The sequence below is a fragment of the Rodentibacter myodis genome, assembly GCF_001999305.1.
Lineage (GTDB): Bacteria > Pseudomonadota > Gammaproteobacteria > Enterobacterales > Pasteurellaceae > Rodentibacter > Rodentibacter myodis.
The window spans coordinates 15,090-32,130 of sequence record NZ_MLHQ01000008.1 but is presented as its reverse complement, the minus strand read 5'-3'; the positions used below and the strand labels follow the sequence as shown (position 1 = coordinate 32,130).

Here is a 17,041-nt window from a genome sequence, read left to right as displayed (position 1 = left end):
CCTTCAAATAATAAACCGCACATCAAAGTGCGGTTTGTTTTTATCCGGTTTTTATTTTTTCTTCGCGTATTTCAAGGAGTCGATAGCCACCGCAAGAATGATAATGCTACCTTTGATGATATATTGCCAGTAAGGATTTACACCAATGTAAGTTAAACCATAGTTAATCACGGTAAAAATGATGACACCTGTTACCACGCCAATTACCGTACCCACACCGCCGGCAAAAGAAACACCGCCAACAACGCAGGCTGCAATGGCATCAAGTTCGTACATAAAACCTAAGTTATTTGTTGCCGAACCGATACGACCGGCTTCTAACATACCGCCAAATGCGTAGAACATACCGGCAATCATATAAATCACAACAAGGTTACGTGCAACATTCACCCCTGAAACTTTAGCCGCTTCAGGATTGCCACCGATAGCGAAGATGTTTTTACCAAAACGGGTTTTATTCCACATAATCCAGACTAAGAAAGCGGCAATCGCAGCATAAATAGTGATGTAGGAGAGTTTAAATGAGCCGATTCGGAAAAAACCTTGGGCAAAAGCCGCAAAATTTTCACTAAAACCTGCGATGGGAGAACCGCCTACGGCATCGTAGTAAAGGGAGTTAAAACCATACACGATGATCATTGTTCCCATTGTGGCGATAAACGGCGTAACATTCAGATAAGCAATCACTAAGCCGTTTACTAAACCAATTAATGCACCCACAATACATACGGCAAGAATAACAACAGGAATAGGAATTTCACCAATATCGGGGAAAACACGGTTCATATTTTCCATAGACTGCAACATCGTTGCGGAAATCACCGCAGCCAAGCCTACTTGACGACCGGCGGATAAGTCCGTTCCTTGTGTTACCAACAAGCCGGCAACCCCAAGTGCGATAATTAAACGCACAGAAGATTGGGTCAAAATATTGCTGAAATTCATCAGACTTAAAAACGTAGGATCTTGTGCAATGATAACGCCAAGCAAAATCAACAGCACAAAATAAATGGCATTTTGTTTTAAAAAATCAAAGGATTTATTTTTTTCTAAAGCACTCATAATTGGTTCCTTTTTATAAATGTTTTGCCGCTAATTGCAAAATCTCTTCCTGTGAAGTGTTTGCCGTTTCCACAATACCGGCTAATTTTCCATTACTCATTACTAAAATTCGATCCGTAATACCTAATAATTCAGGCATTTCTGATGAAATGATAATGATCCCTTTATCTTTTTTGGCGAGTTCTTGAATCAACTGATAAATCTCGAATTTTGCCCCAATATCGATACCTCTTGTCGGTTCATCAAGCATTAAAATTTCAGGCTGAGTGAGCAGCCAACGACCAATAATGACTTTTTGTTGGTTACCGCCGGAAAGCGAACCAATCGAGGTTTTATGGGAAGGGGTTTTTACATTCATCGCATCAATCACCCATTGGGTATCGCTGCGCATTTTTTTATTGTTGAGCAAACCAAAAGGGTTGAGATAGGATTTCATATTAGAAATCAAGGAATTAAATTCAATGCTTAAATTTGAATAGATTCCGGTAGAACGCCGTTCTTCCGTGACGAGGGCAAAACCATTATTAATCGCCTCAAGTGCGGTCTGATTTTTTACCGTTTTTCCGTTCAGTTTGATGGTGCCGCTTTGGAGTTCTCGCACGCCAAAAATTGCTTCCACAATATCGGTGCGTTTTGCCCCTACAAGCCCTGCGATCCCCAGAATTTCCCCTTTTCGTAATTCAAAGGAAATATCTTGGATTGAAGGTTGGTTCGCCGCAGTAAGGTGTTCAACCTGTAAAACCACTTCTTTTGGCGTATTGTTTTTTTCCGGAAAACGTTGGGTCAATTCACGACCGACCATCATTGCAACAATTTGTTCCATATCGGTGCTTTTAATCGGTACGGTATTGATCCATTTTCCATCACGAAGAATGGTAATTTCATCACAAATTTTGAAAATTTCATCCATTTTGTGAGAAATATAAATAATGCCACAACCACGATCTTTTAATTTTTGAATGATTTTAAAGAGATGTTCTACCTCTTTTTCCGAAAGGGAAGAAGTGGGTTCATCCATAATCACGATTTTAGCGTTGTAAGAAAAGGCTTTTGCAATTTCAATCATCTGCATTTGTGATACGGAAAGTTTTGCTACCTTTTCTTTGGGATCAATATCAATATCGAGTTCATCAAAAATCGCTTTGGTATCACGGTACATTTTTGCGTGATCGACAAAAGGCCCTTTGAGGGGATAACGTCCTAACCATAAATTATCCATTACACTGGTTTGGCGCACTAAATTAAGCTCTTGATGCACCATTGAAATGCCGTTTTCCAACGCTTCTTTTGAGGTTTTAAAATTGACGGGTTTGCCAAGGAAAAGGATTTCACCTTCATCTTTGGCATAAATGCCAAATAAGCATTTCAATAAGGTGGATTTTCCCGCACCGTTTTCGCCCATTAAAGCGTGAACGGAGTGAGAGTGAACGGTTAAGTTTGCATTGTCTAAGGCTTTTACACCGGGAAAGGATTTGCAGACATTCTTCATGGTGAGCAGCACTTGGCTGTTTTGACTTGAGTTTTGAGCAGTCATATCCAATCTCATTTAAAATAGGGGAGGCGGTGAGGCTCTCCCCTAAAGGTTATATCCATTAATCTTATTTCAAGAATTCGGCTAAGTTATCTTTATCTACGCCCACATAAGGAATACGCACAACACGATCTTTTAATTCCCATTTTGTGCCTTCTGTTGCCGGTTTTCCTTGCGAAAGATTATTAGCGAGTTGAACGACAGCTTTACCTTGGTTTACACCATCATTTAATACCGTACCTGCAATATCGCCTTTCTTGATAAGCTGTAACACTTCAGGTAAGGCATCTACACCAAAGATTGGTAATTTTTTACCATGTGCTTTAGTGGCTTCAAGTGCGCCCATTGCCATACCGTCATTATTTGAGATGATGACTTCAATATCATTGGCTTTAGAGCTGGATAACCAAGCATCTACTTTGTCTTTTGCCATCGCCGCATCCCACATACCGGTATCAATGAAAAGTTGTTCGGTTGGAATACCTAATGTATTTAATTGTTCAACCACATATTTGGTACGGGCTTCCGCATCCGGATGACCCGGTTCACCCTTTAAGAGTACATATTGAATTTTTCCGTCTCTGTTTAAATCCAATTCAGGCATTGCTTTCCATTGTTTGGCAATCAAATCACCTTGAATTAATCCAGACTCTTTTGGATCTGTGCCTACATAGTAAGCTTGCTCATAAGAAGCAATGGCTTTATCACCCGGATCTTTATTGAAGAAAACAACGGGAATGTTGTCCGGTTTTGCTTTGCTGATAATGGTTGGGGAAGCTGCGGGGTCAACTAAGTTAATTGCAAGCGCTTTTACACCTTTTGAAAGCAATACGTCAACTTGGTCATTTTGAATAGATTGTGCGTTTTGAGAGTCATTCATTAATAATTCGATGCCTTTTAATGTTTTGGCTTCTTTATTAATTTCTTTACGCATTAACGACATAAAATTATCGTCATATTTGTAAATGGTTACACCGATACGGGTATCCGCTGCATAGACTGCTGTTACTGCGCCTAAACCTACTGCTAGTGCGACCGCACTTAGTACTGCTTTTTTCATAAAAACGCTCCTATAAAAAAGGTTAATGTTAACTAAAAAATGTTTATTTTTACTGCAAAGCGGGACAGATTATACTTAACGGGTTGGTTTAAATCTGTGATCGAATTCACATAAATGAAAACGATTACAAAAAATATAAAAATTTGTGATTTATATCACAGTTTAATTAATTGATTCCACCGAAAAACGGCGAACTAATGTTGGATTAAATTGAATAGCTAATGGTGTATCAATCGTTTCATCAACCAAACTTAACGCGAGATTAGCAGCATAAGTTGCCATTAAATCAATAGGATAGCGAACGGTTGTCAATTTAGGAATGAGGTAGCGTGCAATAGGCATATCATCAAAACCAATAATGGAAAATTGGTTCGGCACAATGATATTGTTTTCATTTAACACGGAAATCGCACCGGCAGCCATTGAATCGTTATAGGCAACCACGGCAGTTAAATCTTTGTTGTAACTCAGCAGATCAATCATCGCCTGTTCACCGCCTTCAAAATCGGGCGCATTATGGGTAATGGCGTGCTCAACGATAGGATAAGCGTAGGTTTTTAATGCCTCAAGATAGCCGGTTTTACGTTCGGTTTCATCGGAAATCGTATGGTTAGAACCAATATAAGCAATTCTTTTATGACCGCAACGAATAAGCATTTCTGTGGCAAGGTAAGTGCCTTTTTGATTATCCAAACTCACGCAACGATTTTCATACCCTTTAATTACCCGATTGATGATGACCATTCCTTTTACTTTATTTAAGTAACTAATTAGTTCCTCGTCAGAGAGTGCTTTGGAATGTACGACTAAGCAACTGCAACGTTTACGCAGTAAGGTATTAATGGCTTCACGCTCTTTCTCAGCCTGATGGTATCCAATGCCTATTAAAATGGTTTTACGGTGTTGTTCCGCCACTTTATCCACCGCTTTGACAAGAATGGCAAAAAAAGCATCGGTTACATCCGTTACTACCACGCCGATGGTATCGGTATTTTGAATCGCAAGGGCTTGTGCATTTGCATTGGGTTGATAACCTAATTGTTCAATCGCATTTTGCACTACAAGACGTGTTTTAGGGCTGACGGAAGGATGATTGTTCAAAACCCGTGATACGGTCGCAACAGAAACATTGGCAAGTTTTGCCACATTGTGGATGGTACTCATAAACATTTCTCACTAATAAGAGGTAGGCGTATCATAGTAACTTTACATAAAATTGAAAACGGTTACTTTTGAAATTTGTAATAAAGATCACAAAAAATTTGCTTATATTTCTATTCTGTGACTTAGATCACGGTTTATTTTTTCTAATTTGGTATCTTACGCCAAAAATTTTGTAACCGTTTACAGTGATAAAAGGAGATTTTTCAATGAATGACATTTTTGAACCGACAGATCATCCACATCGCCGTTACAATCCACTGATTGATCAATGGGTTCTGGTTTCTCCGCACCGTGCCAAACGCCCGTGGCAAGGGCAGCAGGAAAAAATAAGTGAAGAACAAAAGCCAAGTCACGATCCGCATTGTTATCTTTGCCCGCGTAATCAACGCATTACCGGAGAACAAAATCCCGATTATCACCAACCTTATGTGTTCAAAAATGATTTCTCTGCCTTACTTGAGGATACGCCAATACCGCCGAAATCCGATGATCCGCTTTTTCAAACCTCCCAAGCCCTAGGTGAAAGCCGTGTGATTTGTTTCTCGCCGGATCACAGTAAAACACTGCCATTATTGACCGCACTTGAAATTGAACAGGTCATTAACGTGTGGCAACAACAGCTTCTTGAGTTAGGAAAAACATACCAATGGGTACAGATTTTTGAAAATAAAGGGGCAGCAATGGGCTGTTCTAATCCGCATCCGCACGGTCAAATTTGGGCAAATAGTTTTTTACCGAACGAAGTGGCACGTGAAGATTTCACCCAACGTAATTACCTGCAAAAATACGGTTCGGTGATGTTGGTGGACTATGTAAAACGTGAATTGGCGTTGAAAGAGCGTATTGTACTGGAAACCGAACACTGGGTTGCCCTCGTGCCTTATTGGGCAGTATGGCCTTTTGAAACCCTATTACTTCCAAAAGCTCATATAAAACGTTTAACGGAATTGAGTGAACCGCAAGCAAAAGATTTAGCGGTAATATTGAAAAAACTGACAACGAAATACGATAATCTTTTTGAAACATCCTTTCCTTATTCAATGGGTTTTCACGCCGCACCTTTCAACGGCGAAGAAAACGAACACTGGCAACTTCACGCCCATTTCTACCCACCGTTATTGCGTTCCGCCACGGTACGAAAATTTATGGTGGGCTATGAAATGCTCGGCGAAAGCCAACGGGATTTAACCGCAGAACAGGCGGCGGAAAGATTGAAAGCACAGAGTGAAATTCACTACAAAGAAAAATGATTTGGTTGAAATTTTCAATATTTTTATAAAGATGTTCTCAGAATGAGTCGGACGACTTTTATAGATAAATGCTCGGATAAGTTTGAGCCCCATATAAATCGCCTTTGCGACTTTCAATTTTTAGGTAATTTTCGTCTGTTTGAGCGTAGCGAGTTCAGAAAATTACCGTAAAGAAAATTGAAACAAAGCAAAGAATAGCGATTTAACTGGGCTGTGTTTCTTTTGCCTAATTTTCTTTGCACAAGCAAAGAAAAGTAGGTATCTGTAAGCGAAACGTGATTTTAATAGAAAAAGAATATAAAAACTAAAAGGAAAATATATGCTCCCAATCCAACAAGCCCAACAAATTTTCAAGCAAAAATTCAACACGACTCCCACGTTAACGGTTTATGCGCCCGGGCGTGTCAATATTATCGGTGAACATACTGATTACAATGATGGCTTTGTGATGCCTTGTGCCATTAATTTTGGCACGGCGGTGGTTGGCACAAAACGTGATGATTCGATTTGGAATGTTTACGCAGCCGATCTTGATGATCGTGATGAATTTTCCCTTGATGAACCCATCGAAAAAAGTCCGCATAAATGGGCGAATTATGTGCGTGGCGTGGTGAAATTTATTCAAGAGCGTTGCCCTGATTTTAAACAGGGGGCGAATCTTGTGATTTCCGGTAATGTGCCGCTTTCGTCAGGATTGAGTTCCTCTGCCTCATTGGAAGTGTCAGTTGGGAAGTTTTGCCAACAGTTAGGTCATTTGCCCCTTTCACATACGGATATTGCCCTTAATGGTCAAAAAGCCGAAAACCAATTTGTAGGGGCAAATTGCGGTAATATGGATCAACTTATTTCCGCCCTTGGGCAAGAAAACCATATGTTAATGATTGATTGTCGAACTCTTGAAACCAAGCCAACACCCGTGCCGAATGATATTGAGGTAATTATTGTCAATTCTAATGTTCCTCACGATTTAGTGACCGGTGAGTACAATATTCGCCGTCAGCAATGTGAGCGTGCAGCGGCATTTTTCGGCGTGAAAGCCCTGCGTGATGTCTCAGTAGCACAGTTTAAAGAAAAAGAAGTGGAATTGACCGCACTTGATCCGTTTGTGGCAAAACGCGCCCGTCATATCATCACGGAAAATCAACGTGTATTGGATGCGGTGCAAGCCTTAAAACACAATGATCTTACCCGCTTAGGCGAGTTAATGGCACAATCGCACGATTCAATGCGTGATGATTTTGAGATCACCGTACCGCAAGTGGATTATTTGGTTGAACTTGCACAGCTTGCGATTGGCAAAAGTGGCGGCGCACGTATGACAGGGGGCGGTTTTGGTGGTTGTATTGTTGCCCTTGCGCCTCATTCCAAAGTGGAGGCGGTGCGAAAAATTATCGCCGACAATTATGAGAAAACCACCGGATTAAAAGAAACATTTTATGTATGCACAGCATCGCAAGGTGTGCGTGTGATTTAAGGATAAATGATGATCGAAAAAACAACCTTTAATGCACCGGATGGCGCACCCTATCAACTTATCACCTTGCAAAATGAAGCGGGAATGATCATAAAATTGATGGACTGGGGGGCAACTTGGCTTGCTTGCCAAGTGCCGGTAAATGGTGAATGGCGAGAAGTATTGCTCGGGTGCAAAGTCGAAGATTATCCCATTCAACAAGCCTATTTGGGGGCGAGTGTGGGACGTTATGCCAACCGTATTGCCAAGGCACAATTTGAATTGAATGGTGAGATGGTTTCCCTTACCCCAAATCAGGGCGAACACCAACTTCACGGCGGCGAAGGTTTTGACAAACGCCGTTGGCAGATTGAAAAGTGCGGTCAAAATTGCGTGCGTTTTTCACTTCGTTCCGAAGAGGGCGATCAAGGTTTTCCCGGTAAGGTAGAAGTGGCGGTAACGTACACGCTTACGGCAGAAAACAGCGTGAAGATTGAATATGAAGGCGTAAGCGACAAGGATACAGCATTAAATTTAACCAATCACGCTTACTTTAATTTGGAAAACGCCACACAAGGTACTGATGTGCGTGAACATTATTTACGCTTAAATGCCGATTTTTATCTACCGGTGGATGCTGACGGCATTCCCAACTCGCCGTTAAAACACGTGGTGGGAACAAGTTTTGATTTCCGTCTTACAAAACCGATTAAACAGGATTTTCTACAAGGCGATCAACTGGTGGCCAAAGGTTATGATCATTCTTTTATTGTGAACAAAGCGTGGCAAAAGCCTTGCGTGTTGCTGACTTCAGCAAACGGTGATTTAAGTTTAGAAGTACGCACTTCACAAGCCGCATTGCAGGTTTACACGGGGAATTATCTTGCCGGTACACCAAATCGACAGGGCGGAGAATATGCCGATTTTTCAGGGATTGCACTTGAAACCCAATGCCTGCCCGACACGCCAAACCATCCCGAATGGCAAAATTACGGCGGTATTCAAAAAGCCGGTGAGCGATATTATCAATGGACGGAATTTAAGTTTTTATAAGTAAAAGTGCGGTCAAAAACGAAGGTATTTTTGACCGCACTTTGTTTCTTTCTTTTCATCTTTGCGAAGTTGTTCAAAATGTGATACTTTTTGCGACCAATTTGGAGAGCCAAAACAGACAAATATGAACGAAGAACAGCAAAATTCAATTCAATCTGAAAATACTAAAAAACCTTTTTTCCAATCGTTATTCAGTCGCTTTTTTCAAGGTGAACTGAAAAATCGTGAAGAACTTGTGGAAGTGATTCGTGATTCCGAGCAAAACGATCTGATCGATCAAAATACCCGTGAGATGATTGAAGGGGTGATGGAAATCGCCGAACTTCGTGTGCGTGATATTATGATCCCACGTTCGCAAATCATTTTTATTGAAGATCAGCAAGATTTAAATGCTTGTCTAAACACCATTATTGAATCGGCACATTCCCGTTTTCCGGTGATTGCCGATGCGGATGATCGCGATAATATTGCAGGGATTTTACACGCCAAAGATTTGTTGAAATTCTTACGTGAAGATGCGGAAGAATTTGATTTATCGAAACTTTTACGCCCGGCGGTGATTGTGCCGGAAAGTAAAAGAGTGGATAGAATGTTGAAAGATTTCCGTTCCGAACGTTTTCATATGGCTATCGTGGTGGATGAATTTGGTGCGGTATCGGGATTGGTGACGATTGAAGACATTTTAGAACAAATTGTGGGTGATATTGAGGATGAATTCGATGAAGAAGAAATTGCCGATATTCGCCAACTTTCACGCCATACTTATGCCGTGCGCGCGCTGACGGATATTGATGATTTCAATGAACAATTTAATACTCATTTTGATGATGAAGAAGTGGATACTATTGGCGGTTTGGTAATGCAAGCCTTCGGCTATTTGCCAAAACGAGGCGAAGAAATTACGTTGGAAAATCTGCGATTTAAAGTGACTTCTGCCGACAGTCGCCGTTTAATTCAGCTTCGTATTACTGTGCCGGATGAGCATTTGTCGGATATGGAAGCCGTGGAAGAAAAAGCGGAATAGTACGGTATTTTTCATTCCTTTCCCGTTCCCCCTTTTTATGAACGATGAGTAAAGAGGGGGAATTTTTATGATTTTATGTAGCGTTTTTATAGAACAAAAATAACGCGATTGGTAGGGGCAGGCTACTTCGTGTCCATCTTAAAAATCAACATAATTTCAATGGGTTAAAATTACGTTTGTGACATAAAAACAGCTTTTATCATTTTGATTTCTATGAATAAATTTTTCATTTATCTTATCGCTTTTCTTTCCGGTATTGTTGGGGTATTTGCTTTTTCCCCTTTTGATTATTGGGGGTTGGCGTTCGTTTCCATTATCGGTTTGCTTTATGTGGCAAAAACATCGAAAAAATCAACCGCACTTTTAGGCACATTTTTCTGGTCGATGGGCTTTTTCTGCTTTGGGGTGAGCTGGCTGAATGTGAGCATTCATCAATTTGGTGGGGCTTCGTTAGGTGTGAGTTATCTTTTGGTTGGGCTACTTTCTGCTTATCTCACACTTTATCCAATGCTTTTCACTTATCTTGTGCAACGCTTTCAAGTGCAAAGTGCGGTCATTTTTGCGGTTATTTGGACATTCACCGAATTTCTTCGTGGCTGGGTTTTCACCGGTTTTCCTTGGTTACAATTTGGTTACACTCAAATTGATAGTCCATTTTCCGGCATTGCCCCAATTTTTGGGGTAACGGGGCTAACATTTTTTGTGGTGTGGGCAGGTGCGGCCATTTTTAATGGTATTTTTGCCTTGTTCAAGACGAAAAATAGTAAATTGGTGTTGGCAAATTTATTGATGTTGATCGTTGTGAGTGGCTTGGGAATAGCTTCATCACATCTTCATTTTGTCAAAAACAGAGAAGATAAAGCCATTTCGATCACGCTGTTGCAGGGCAATATTGAACAAAATTTGAAATGGGATCCTGATTATCTTTATTCAACATTAGATATTTACCAAAAATTAATCACCCAAAATCTGGGAAAAACCGATCTCATTATTCTGCCGGAATCGGCTTTACCCACCCTTGAAAATGTGATTACCCCCTTTTTTGAAAGTCTTGATAGGGTCGCAAAAGAGAACCACACTGAAATGATGGTGGGGACGGTGTATCAAGATACAAAATCCGGCAAATTGCTTAATTCTATTGTTACAGCAGGCAACCCTGATTTTCCTTATCAACTCAATACGGAAAACCGTTATTCAAAACATCATCTTGTGCCTTTTGGCGAATATGTTCCTTTGGAAAATTTACTGCGTCCATTAAATTCCGTCTTTAATTTGCCAATGTCGGCATTCCAAAGTGGTGATGCAATACAGCCTTCACTATTGGCGAAAAATCGGGCGTTTTCACCGGCAATTTGTTATGAAATTATTTTTGGAGAACAAGTGCGTGAAAATCTGAAAAAAGAGACGGATTATTTGCTGACCATTTCTAATGATGCGTGGTTTGGGGATTCCATCGGGCCTTGGCAGCATTTACAAATGGCAAGAATGCGTGCTTTGGAATTAGGTAAGCCTTTGGTGCGGGCAACGAATACAGGGATTACGGTGTTTATTGATGAAAAAGGGCAAATTTTAGCGCAAGCGCCACAATTTGTGGAAACCACCTTAATGTATAAAATTGCACCGACAGAAGGGCAAACGCCTTATTCTGTGCTAGGCAATATGCCGCTTTATGGATTGTCGTTATTGTTTTTATTTTTACACGGTATGATGGTGTTTGTTCAGCGCCGTATGAACCTTTCACAAAAACGATAGTCAAAACGACCGCACTTTACTGATGGCGGGGCTCATTAGCCTATTGAATGATTGGTGATTTTAGAAAATCACTTAACAAAACGAGATTTTAATGAATCAAAATCTAATTGAAGTTAAAAACCTGACCTTTAAACGGGGCGAGCGGGTGATTTACGATAACCTGAATTTGAAAGTCCAAAAGGGCAAGATTACGGCAATTATGGGGCCGTCAGGGATCGGGAAAACTACGTTACTAAAGTTAATTGGTGGGCAGTTGCATCCGGAACAGGGCGAAATTTGGTTTGATGATAAAGATATTTGTCGTCTTTCCAATAGCGAGCTTTACGAGGTGCGCAAACGTATGGGAATGTTATTCCAATCGGGAGCGCTTTTTACCGATATTTCCACTTTTGATAATGTGGCATTTCCGATTCGGGAGCATACCCGTTTACCGGAAAGTTTAATTCGCCAAATCGTATTAATGAAATTGGAAGCCGTTGGTTTACGTGGTGCAGCAGAATTAATGCCGTCAGAACTTTCCGGAGGGATGGCGCGTCGTGCTGCGCTAGCACGTGCTATTGCGCTCGATCCCGATTTAATAATGTTTGATGAACCTTTTACAGGGCAAGATCCTATTAGTATGGGCGTGATTGTCAGTTTGATCAAACGCCTGAATGAGGCGTTGAACCTCACTTCTATTGTGGTATCGCACGATGTACAGGAAGTATTAAGCATTGCCGATTATGCTTACATTATTGCGGACAAACACGTGATTGCGGAAGGTACTTCCGAGCAATTATTGGCAAGCCAAGATCCGCAGGTATTACAATTCTTAAAAGGCGAAGCGGATGGGCCGGTAAAATTTCATTATCCGGCAGGTGATTATACGGAGGAATTGTTTCAATGATCGTTGGTATGATTTCTTCCCTAGGGCGTAATGTGATCCAATTTTTCCGTGCATTAGGACGTGCCGGCTTTATGTTGTTTGGCGCGTTGGTGGGAAAACCGCAAATTCGCCAACATTTTCCGCTATTGGTGAAGCAACTGTATGTTTTGGGCGTGCAATCTTTGTTGATTGTGATGCTTTCCGGTTTATTTATCGGAATGGTGTTAGGGTTGCAAGGCTATGTGGTATTGGTGGATTTTTCAGCCGAAACCAGTCTTGGACAACTGGTGGCATTATCGCTTTTAAGAGAATTAGGGCCGGTTGTGACCGCACTTTTATTTGCAGGGCGTGCCGGCTCGGCATTGACGGCGGAAATTGGCTTAATGAAAGCCACCGAACAGCTTTCCAGTTTAGAAATGATGGCGGTTGATCCCCTTCGCCGCGTGATTGCGCCCCGCTTTTGGGCTGGTATTATTGCTATGCCGATTCTTTCCATTATTTTTATCGCTATCGGTATTTGGGGCGGTTCTCTTGTCGGCGTTGATTGGAAAGGTGTTGATTCGGGCAGTTTTTGGTCGGTAATGCAAAATGCGGTGAGTTGGAGCTATGACATTCTTAACGGATTTATTAAAAGCGTTTTCTTTGCTATTGCGGTAGTGTGGATTGCGTTATTCAACGGCTATGATTGTATTCCTACTTCGGAAGGAATTAGTCAAGCCACAACCAAAACCGTAGTCCACGCTTCATTAGTGGTACTTGGGTTAGATTTTATCTTAACTGCCATTATGTTTGGGGCAGGTTAAAAGGGTATTTTTATGCGACAAACCATTAAATATGAATTTTGGGTAGGCTTATTTTTGTTACTGGGCATTGGTGCGTTGGTCTTTCTCGGCTTGCGGGTGGCGAATGTGCAGGGTTTTGGTGAAAATAAATCTTATACCGTGACCGCAACTTTTGATAATATCGGCGGGCTAAAAGTGCGCGCGCCGCTTAAAGTAGGTGGCGTGGTTATCGGGCGGGTGAGCGGTATCTCATTAGACGAGAAAACCTATTTGCCAAAGGTGACCATTGCGATTAATGAAGAATATAATGAAATTCCGGAAAATAGTGCTTTATCGATCAAAACATCGGGATTATTAGGTGAGCAATATATCGCATTAAGTATGGGCTTTGATGATGGTGAAACCGCAATGTTAAAAGAGGGGAGCCAAATTCAAGATACAAAATCCGCTATGGTGTTAGAGGATCTGATTGGTCAATTCCTCTATGGCGATAAAAAATCTGAAGGTAATGCGGAAAGCACAGCACCTTCAGCAGAATAATAACAATCTATCTTTAGGAGATTTATGATGAAAATCACTCAATTCAAAAAATGGTTTGCCATTTTCGCTTTTGTAATGACCGCACTTTTTGTCACACGGAGTGCAATGGCGGAAACCGGTCCTTATGTTTTAATGCAGCAAGCATCAGATAAATTGTTTGCCGACATTAAAAATAATCAGGCAAAAATTAAACAGAATCCTAATTATTTACGTACTATCGTACGTAATGATCTTTTGCCTTATGTGCAAGTTAATTATGCCGGCTCATTGGTATTAGGATCTCATTTCAAATCAACCACACCGGAACAACGTGAGAAATTTTTCAAAGCCTTTGGTGATTTTATCGAACAGGCTTATGCACAAGTGTTAACGGCATATAGCAACCAAAATATTCAAATTGAACCGGCAAAAGATGTGGGCGGTAAAAATTTGGTGAGTATTCGTGTGAATATTGTGCAAAGCGGTGGTGCTGCGCCAATTAAATTAGATTTTAAATGGCGTAAAAACAGTAAAACCGGCGAATGGCTTGCTTATGATATGGTGGCTGAAGGCGTAAGTATGGTGGTGACCAAACAAAATGAATGGAGCGGTATTTTACGCCAACAAGGTATTGATGCATTGACTGCTCAAATTCAAAAATCGGCAGCCCAACCTGTCACCCTAAAATAATCTCGTGACTATGTTAAATTGGGATTTAATTCAAAATAATGATAAGATAGCCCTCCAATTTTTTGGGGAGCTATCCCGCAACACGTTGTTACCCTTGTGGCAACAACGTGCTTCTTTTTTGTCTGAGGCGAAATTAAATCAGCCGATTATCGAATGGGACTTGAGCGGTGTAACAAGAATTGATTCGGCAGGTTTTGCTTTGCTTTGCGATTTTTTACACGACAGCCAACAATTACCCAATAAAACGATACGTTTAGTGAATCCTCCCCAACAATTATTAACCCTTGCGGATTTAGTCAATTTGTCGGACTGGATCGCAACTTTTATTGACCATCATTGAAACGGAAATCCGAATGGAACTGCAAGAAATTGAACGAATCTTAAAAGAATCTTTAAACGTTGATGAAGTTTATGCACAAGGTGAAAACGCACATTTTGGTGTGATTGTGGTGAGTGATGAAATTGCCGCCCTCTCAAAGTTAAAACAGCAACAAACCGTTTATGCACCGCTTATGCCTTATTTCAGCACCGGTGAGATTCACGCATTAACCATTAAAACCTACACCACGGAAAAGTGGAAAAGGGATCGTCTTTTACATCAAGTCAGTTAATTTAGGATTTCTCTTATGGAAAAATTTCGTGTTTATGGCGGACAGTCTCGTTTAAGCGGAACTGTTACGATTTCGGGGGCTAAAAATGCCGCACTTCCTATCCTTTTCGCCGCAATTTTAGCAACCGAACCGGTAAAACTTACTAATGTTCCGGAGCTTAAAGATATTGAAACAACGCTCAAAATTTTACGTAAATTGGGTGTTGTGGCTGAACGTGATGAAAGCGGTGCGGTATTATTGGATGCTTCAAATATTGATCATTTTATTGCCCCTTATGATCTGGTGAAAACAATGCGTGCTTCAATTTGGGCATTAGCACCATTGGTTGCACGTTTTCATCAAGGTCAAGTATCTCTACCGGGTGGATGTTCCATTGGTGCGCGTCCTGTGGATTTACATATCAGTGGTCTTGAAAAAATGGGTGCCGATATTACCCTTGAAGAAGGCTACGTAAAAGCCCAAGTGACAGACCGTTTGGTTGGCACAAGAATTGTGATGGAAAAAGTGAGCGTGGGAGCGACTTTATCCATTATGATGGCGGCAACCTTGGCAAAAGGTACAACCGTCATTGAAAATGCCGCACGTGAACCGGAAATTGTGGATACCGCAGATTTCCTTAACAAAATGGGGGCAAAAATTAGCGGAGCCGGTTCAGATCGCATTAGTATTGAAGGGGTAACACGTTTAAGCGGTTGTGAGCATAGCATTGTGCCGGATCGTATTGAAACAGGGACTTTCTTAATTGCCGGTGCAATTTCAGGCGGACGGGTAGTATGTAAAAATACCAAAGCCGATACAATGGATGCGGTGATTGATAAATTACGTGAAGCCGGTGCGCAAGTGGATGTAACGGAAGACAGTATCACGTTGGATATGTTTGGTAATCGCCCGAAAGCGGTAAATATTCGTACCGCACCACACCCGGGGTTTCCAACGGATATGCAGGCACAGTTCACCTTACTAAATATGGTGGCACAAGGTACAAGCATTATTACGGAAACCATTTTTGAGAATCGTTTTATGCATATTCCTGAGCTTATTCGTATGGGCGGCAAGGCGGAAATTGAAGGTAACACTGCCGTTTGTCACGGCGTGGAACAACTTTCCGGTGCAGAAGTGATGGCTACGGATTTACGTGCGTCTATCAGTTTAGTGCTTGCAGGCTGTATCGCAAGTGGTGAAACCATTGTGGATCGTATTTATCACATCGATCGTGGTTATGAACATATTGAAGAAAAACTTCGTGGCTTAGGGGCAAGAATTGAACGTTTTTCAGAACAAAGTGAAGAAGCGTAATTGTTTAGATCTCTATTCTGTCTGGTGTGTATGTCAAAAGTGCGGTCATTTGACCGCACTTTGATTTATTCACATAAGATTTTATCGTGTGTTCCACCTCATAGATCCAATCCAACTCTTGTTCGGTAAAACCGGCTTGAAGACGGGCATCTGTATTAATTACCCCCTTAAAAATCACAATGCGATATTTGTGAAGTAGCTCGGTAAAGCATTTCATTGCGTTTAATCCACGTTTTGCCGAAAGGGCGTGATACCAATGATTGCCAATATAAACGTGACCAATTTCATCACGCAGAATCACATCTAAAATCTCCACAGCAGCAAAATCTTTGCGTTGGAGAATTTTTTCCTGTAGAACAGGTGTAGCATCCAAACCGCGAGCTTCCAACACTCGCGGCACTAATGCCATACGTTCCCAAATATCGTGTGCAGTTGCTTGCGCCATTTCCCATAGTCCTGCGTGGGCTTCAAAATCGCCATATTCATAACCAAGGGGTTTTAAATGACCATTGATTAAAAAGAAAAATGTGTGCTTTCCTCCCGTGCCACTTTCAACCAATCTTTCACAAATTCCATCCCCTCACCTAGCTCAAATTGTGCATCACGCCCGAACCGCCAAGCCGCATCCAAGCCCAAATTGATGGCATTAAACTCAATATGAGCAATTGCGTGCAGGGTGGCAGCATAACCTTCTTGGCTGGCAAAAGAACGTTTTGGCACATCTTTTGGGGCGACTAATTCAGGTTTAGGCGGAAAACCGGCGAGGTTTTGTTCAACACTCACCAGAGGAAAATCATCCAATTCCGTCAATTCAATAGTGGGTAGAAGTTCATCATACAGTGCGTTGACGAGATCGCATTTTTTCTGCGGATCGGTTTCTTGTAAGGTATCAGTGACCTTATTCCAAAATTCTGCTTTCATTAATGACT

At 41.3% G+C, this 17,041-nt stretch carries 16 protein-coding genes and 1 pseudogene; 12 read left to right on the top strand and 5 right to left on the bottom strand.

Translation table 11 applies throughout. The annotated features are described in order from the left end of the window. Positions 1–51 precede the first annotated feature (51 nt). The 4 genes from mglC to BKL49_RS02415 all read right to left on the bottom strand — a co-directional run bounded on the left by mglC (position 52) and on the right by BKL49_RS02415 (position 4,817). Positions 52–1,062, bottom strand: coding sequence for a galactose/methyl galactoside ABC transporter permease MglC (gene mglC / locus BKL49_RS02430; protein WP_077423047.1), 1,011 nt, complete (start codon positions 1,060–1,062; stop codon positions 52–54). A gap of 13 nt (positions 1,063–1,075) precedes the next feature. After that, positions 1,076–2,596 carry a galactose/methyl galactoside ABC transporter ATP-binding protein MglA gene (gene mglA / locus BKL49_RS02425; protein WP_077423046.1) on the bottom strand — a complete coding sequence of 507 codons (1,521 nt, stop codon included), beginning with the start codon at positions 2,594–2,596 and terminating at the stop codon, positions 1,076–1,078. A gap of 64 nt (positions 2,597–2,660) precedes the next feature. Continuing rightward, positions 2,661–3,653: a galactose/glucose ABC transporter substrate-binding protein MglB gene (mglB, locus tag BKL49_RS02420; RefSeq protein WP_077423045.1), complete on the bottom strand. Its 993-nt coding sequence runs from the start codon at positions 3,651–3,653 to the stop codon at positions 2,661–2,663. 162 nt (positions 3,654–3,815) lie between these two features. Beyond that, the gene (locus BKL49_RS02415; protein ID WP_077423044.1) at positions 3,816–4,817 is read right to left on the bottom strand and encodes a substrate-binding domain-containing protein; all 1,002 of its coding nucleotides are present in this window, start codon (positions 4,815–4,817) and stop codon (positions 3,816–3,818) included. A gap of 206 nt (positions 4,818–5,023) precedes the next feature. Between BKL49_RS02415 and galT the strand changes: the two genes are divergently transcribed. The 12 genes from galT (at position 5,024) to murA (ending at position 16,112) form a co-directional block, all read left to right on the top strand. Next, positions 5,024–6,067: a galactose-1-phosphate uridylyltransferase gene (galT, locus tag BKL49_RS02410; protein WP_077423043.1), complete on the top strand. Its 1,044-nt coding sequence runs from the start codon at positions 5,024–5,026 to the stop codon at positions 6,065–6,067. A gap of 319 nt (positions 6,068–6,386) precedes the next feature. Continuing rightward, the gene (gene galK, locus BKL49_RS02405) at positions 6,387–7,541 is read left to right on the top strand and encodes a galactokinase (RefSeq protein ID WP_077423042.1); all 1,155 of its coding nucleotides are present in this window, start codon (positions 6,387–6,389) and stop codon (positions 7,539–7,541) included. Positions 7,542–7,550: 9 nt separating this feature from the next. Further along, entirely contained in the window at positions 7,551–8,573 is a 1,023-nt protein-coding gene (galM, locus tag BKL49_RS02400; RefSeq protein WP_077423041.1) for a galactose-1-epimerase, read from the top strand. 124 nt (positions 8,574–8,697) lie between these two features. Continuing rightward, a complete protein-coding gene (gene corC, locus BKL49_RS02395; RefSeq protein ID WP_077423040.1) occupies positions 8,698–9,597 on the top strand; it encodes a CNNM family magnesium/cobalt transport protein CorC in 900 nt (299 codons plus the stop codon). Positions 9,598–9,810: 213 nt separating this feature from the next. Continuing rightward, on the top strand, positions 9,811–11,349 hold the full coding sequence (gene lnt, locus BKL49_RS02390) for an apolipoprotein N-acyltransferase (protein ID WP_077423039.1): 1,539 nt from the start codon (positions 9,811–9,813) through the stop codon (positions 11,347–11,349). Positions 11,350–11,440: 91 nt separating this feature from the next. Next, the gene (gene mlaF / locus BKL49_RS02385) at positions 11,441–12,235 is read left to right on the top strand and encodes a phospholipid ABC transporter ATP-binding protein MlaF (protein ID WP_077423038.1); all 795 of its coding nucleotides are present in this window, start codon (positions 11,441–11,443) and stop codon (positions 12,233–12,235) included. After that, the gene (gene mlaE, locus BKL49_RS02380) at positions 12,232–13,017 is read left to right on the top strand and encodes a lipid asymmetry maintenance ABC transporter permease subunit MlaE (RefSeq protein WP_077423037.1); all 786 of its coding nucleotides are present in this window, start codon (positions 12,232–12,234) and stop codon (positions 13,015–13,017) included. Before mlaF ends, mlaE begins: the two co-directional genes overlap by 4 nt. Before the next feature lie 12 nt (positions 13,018–13,029). After that, complete coding sequence (gene mlaD, locus BKL49_RS02375) at positions 13,030–13,536, top strand: outer membrane lipid asymmetry maintenance protein MlaD (protein ID WP_077423036.1); 507 nt, start codon at positions 13,030–13,032, stop codon at positions 13,534–13,536. A gap of 27 nt (positions 13,537–13,563) precedes the next feature. Continuing rightward, complete coding sequence (gene mlaC, locus BKL49_RS02370) at positions 13,564–14,205, top strand: phospholipid-binding protein MlaC (RefSeq protein WP_208607795.1); 642 nt, start codon at positions 13,564–13,566, stop codon at positions 14,203–14,205. A gap of 10 nt (positions 14,206–14,215) precedes the next feature. Further along, a complete protein-coding gene (locus BKL49_RS02365; protein WP_167367107.1) occupies positions 14,216–14,545 on the top strand; it encodes an STAS domain-containing protein in 330 nt (109 codons plus the stop codon). A gap of 13 nt (positions 14,546–14,558) precedes the next feature. Next, a complete protein-coding gene (locus BKL49_RS02360) occupies positions 14,559–14,816 on the top strand; it encodes a BolA family protein (protein ID WP_077423033.1) in 258 nt (85 codons plus the stop codon). Between the two features lie 15 nt (positions 14,817–14,831). Beyond that, complete coding sequence (murA, locus tag BKL49_RS02355; protein ID WP_077423032.1) at positions 14,832–16,112, top strand: UDP-N-acetylglucosamine 1-carboxyvinyltransferase; 1,281 nt, start codon at positions 14,832–14,834, stop codon at positions 16,110–16,112. Between the two features lie 4 nt (positions 16,113–16,116). Here murA and BKL49_RS02350 read toward each other — a convergent pair. Next, a pseudogene (locus BKL49_RS02350) lies at positions 16,117–17,033 on the bottom strand (ferritin-like domain-containing protein). Between the last annotated feature and the right edge of the window lie 8 nt (positions 17,034–17,041).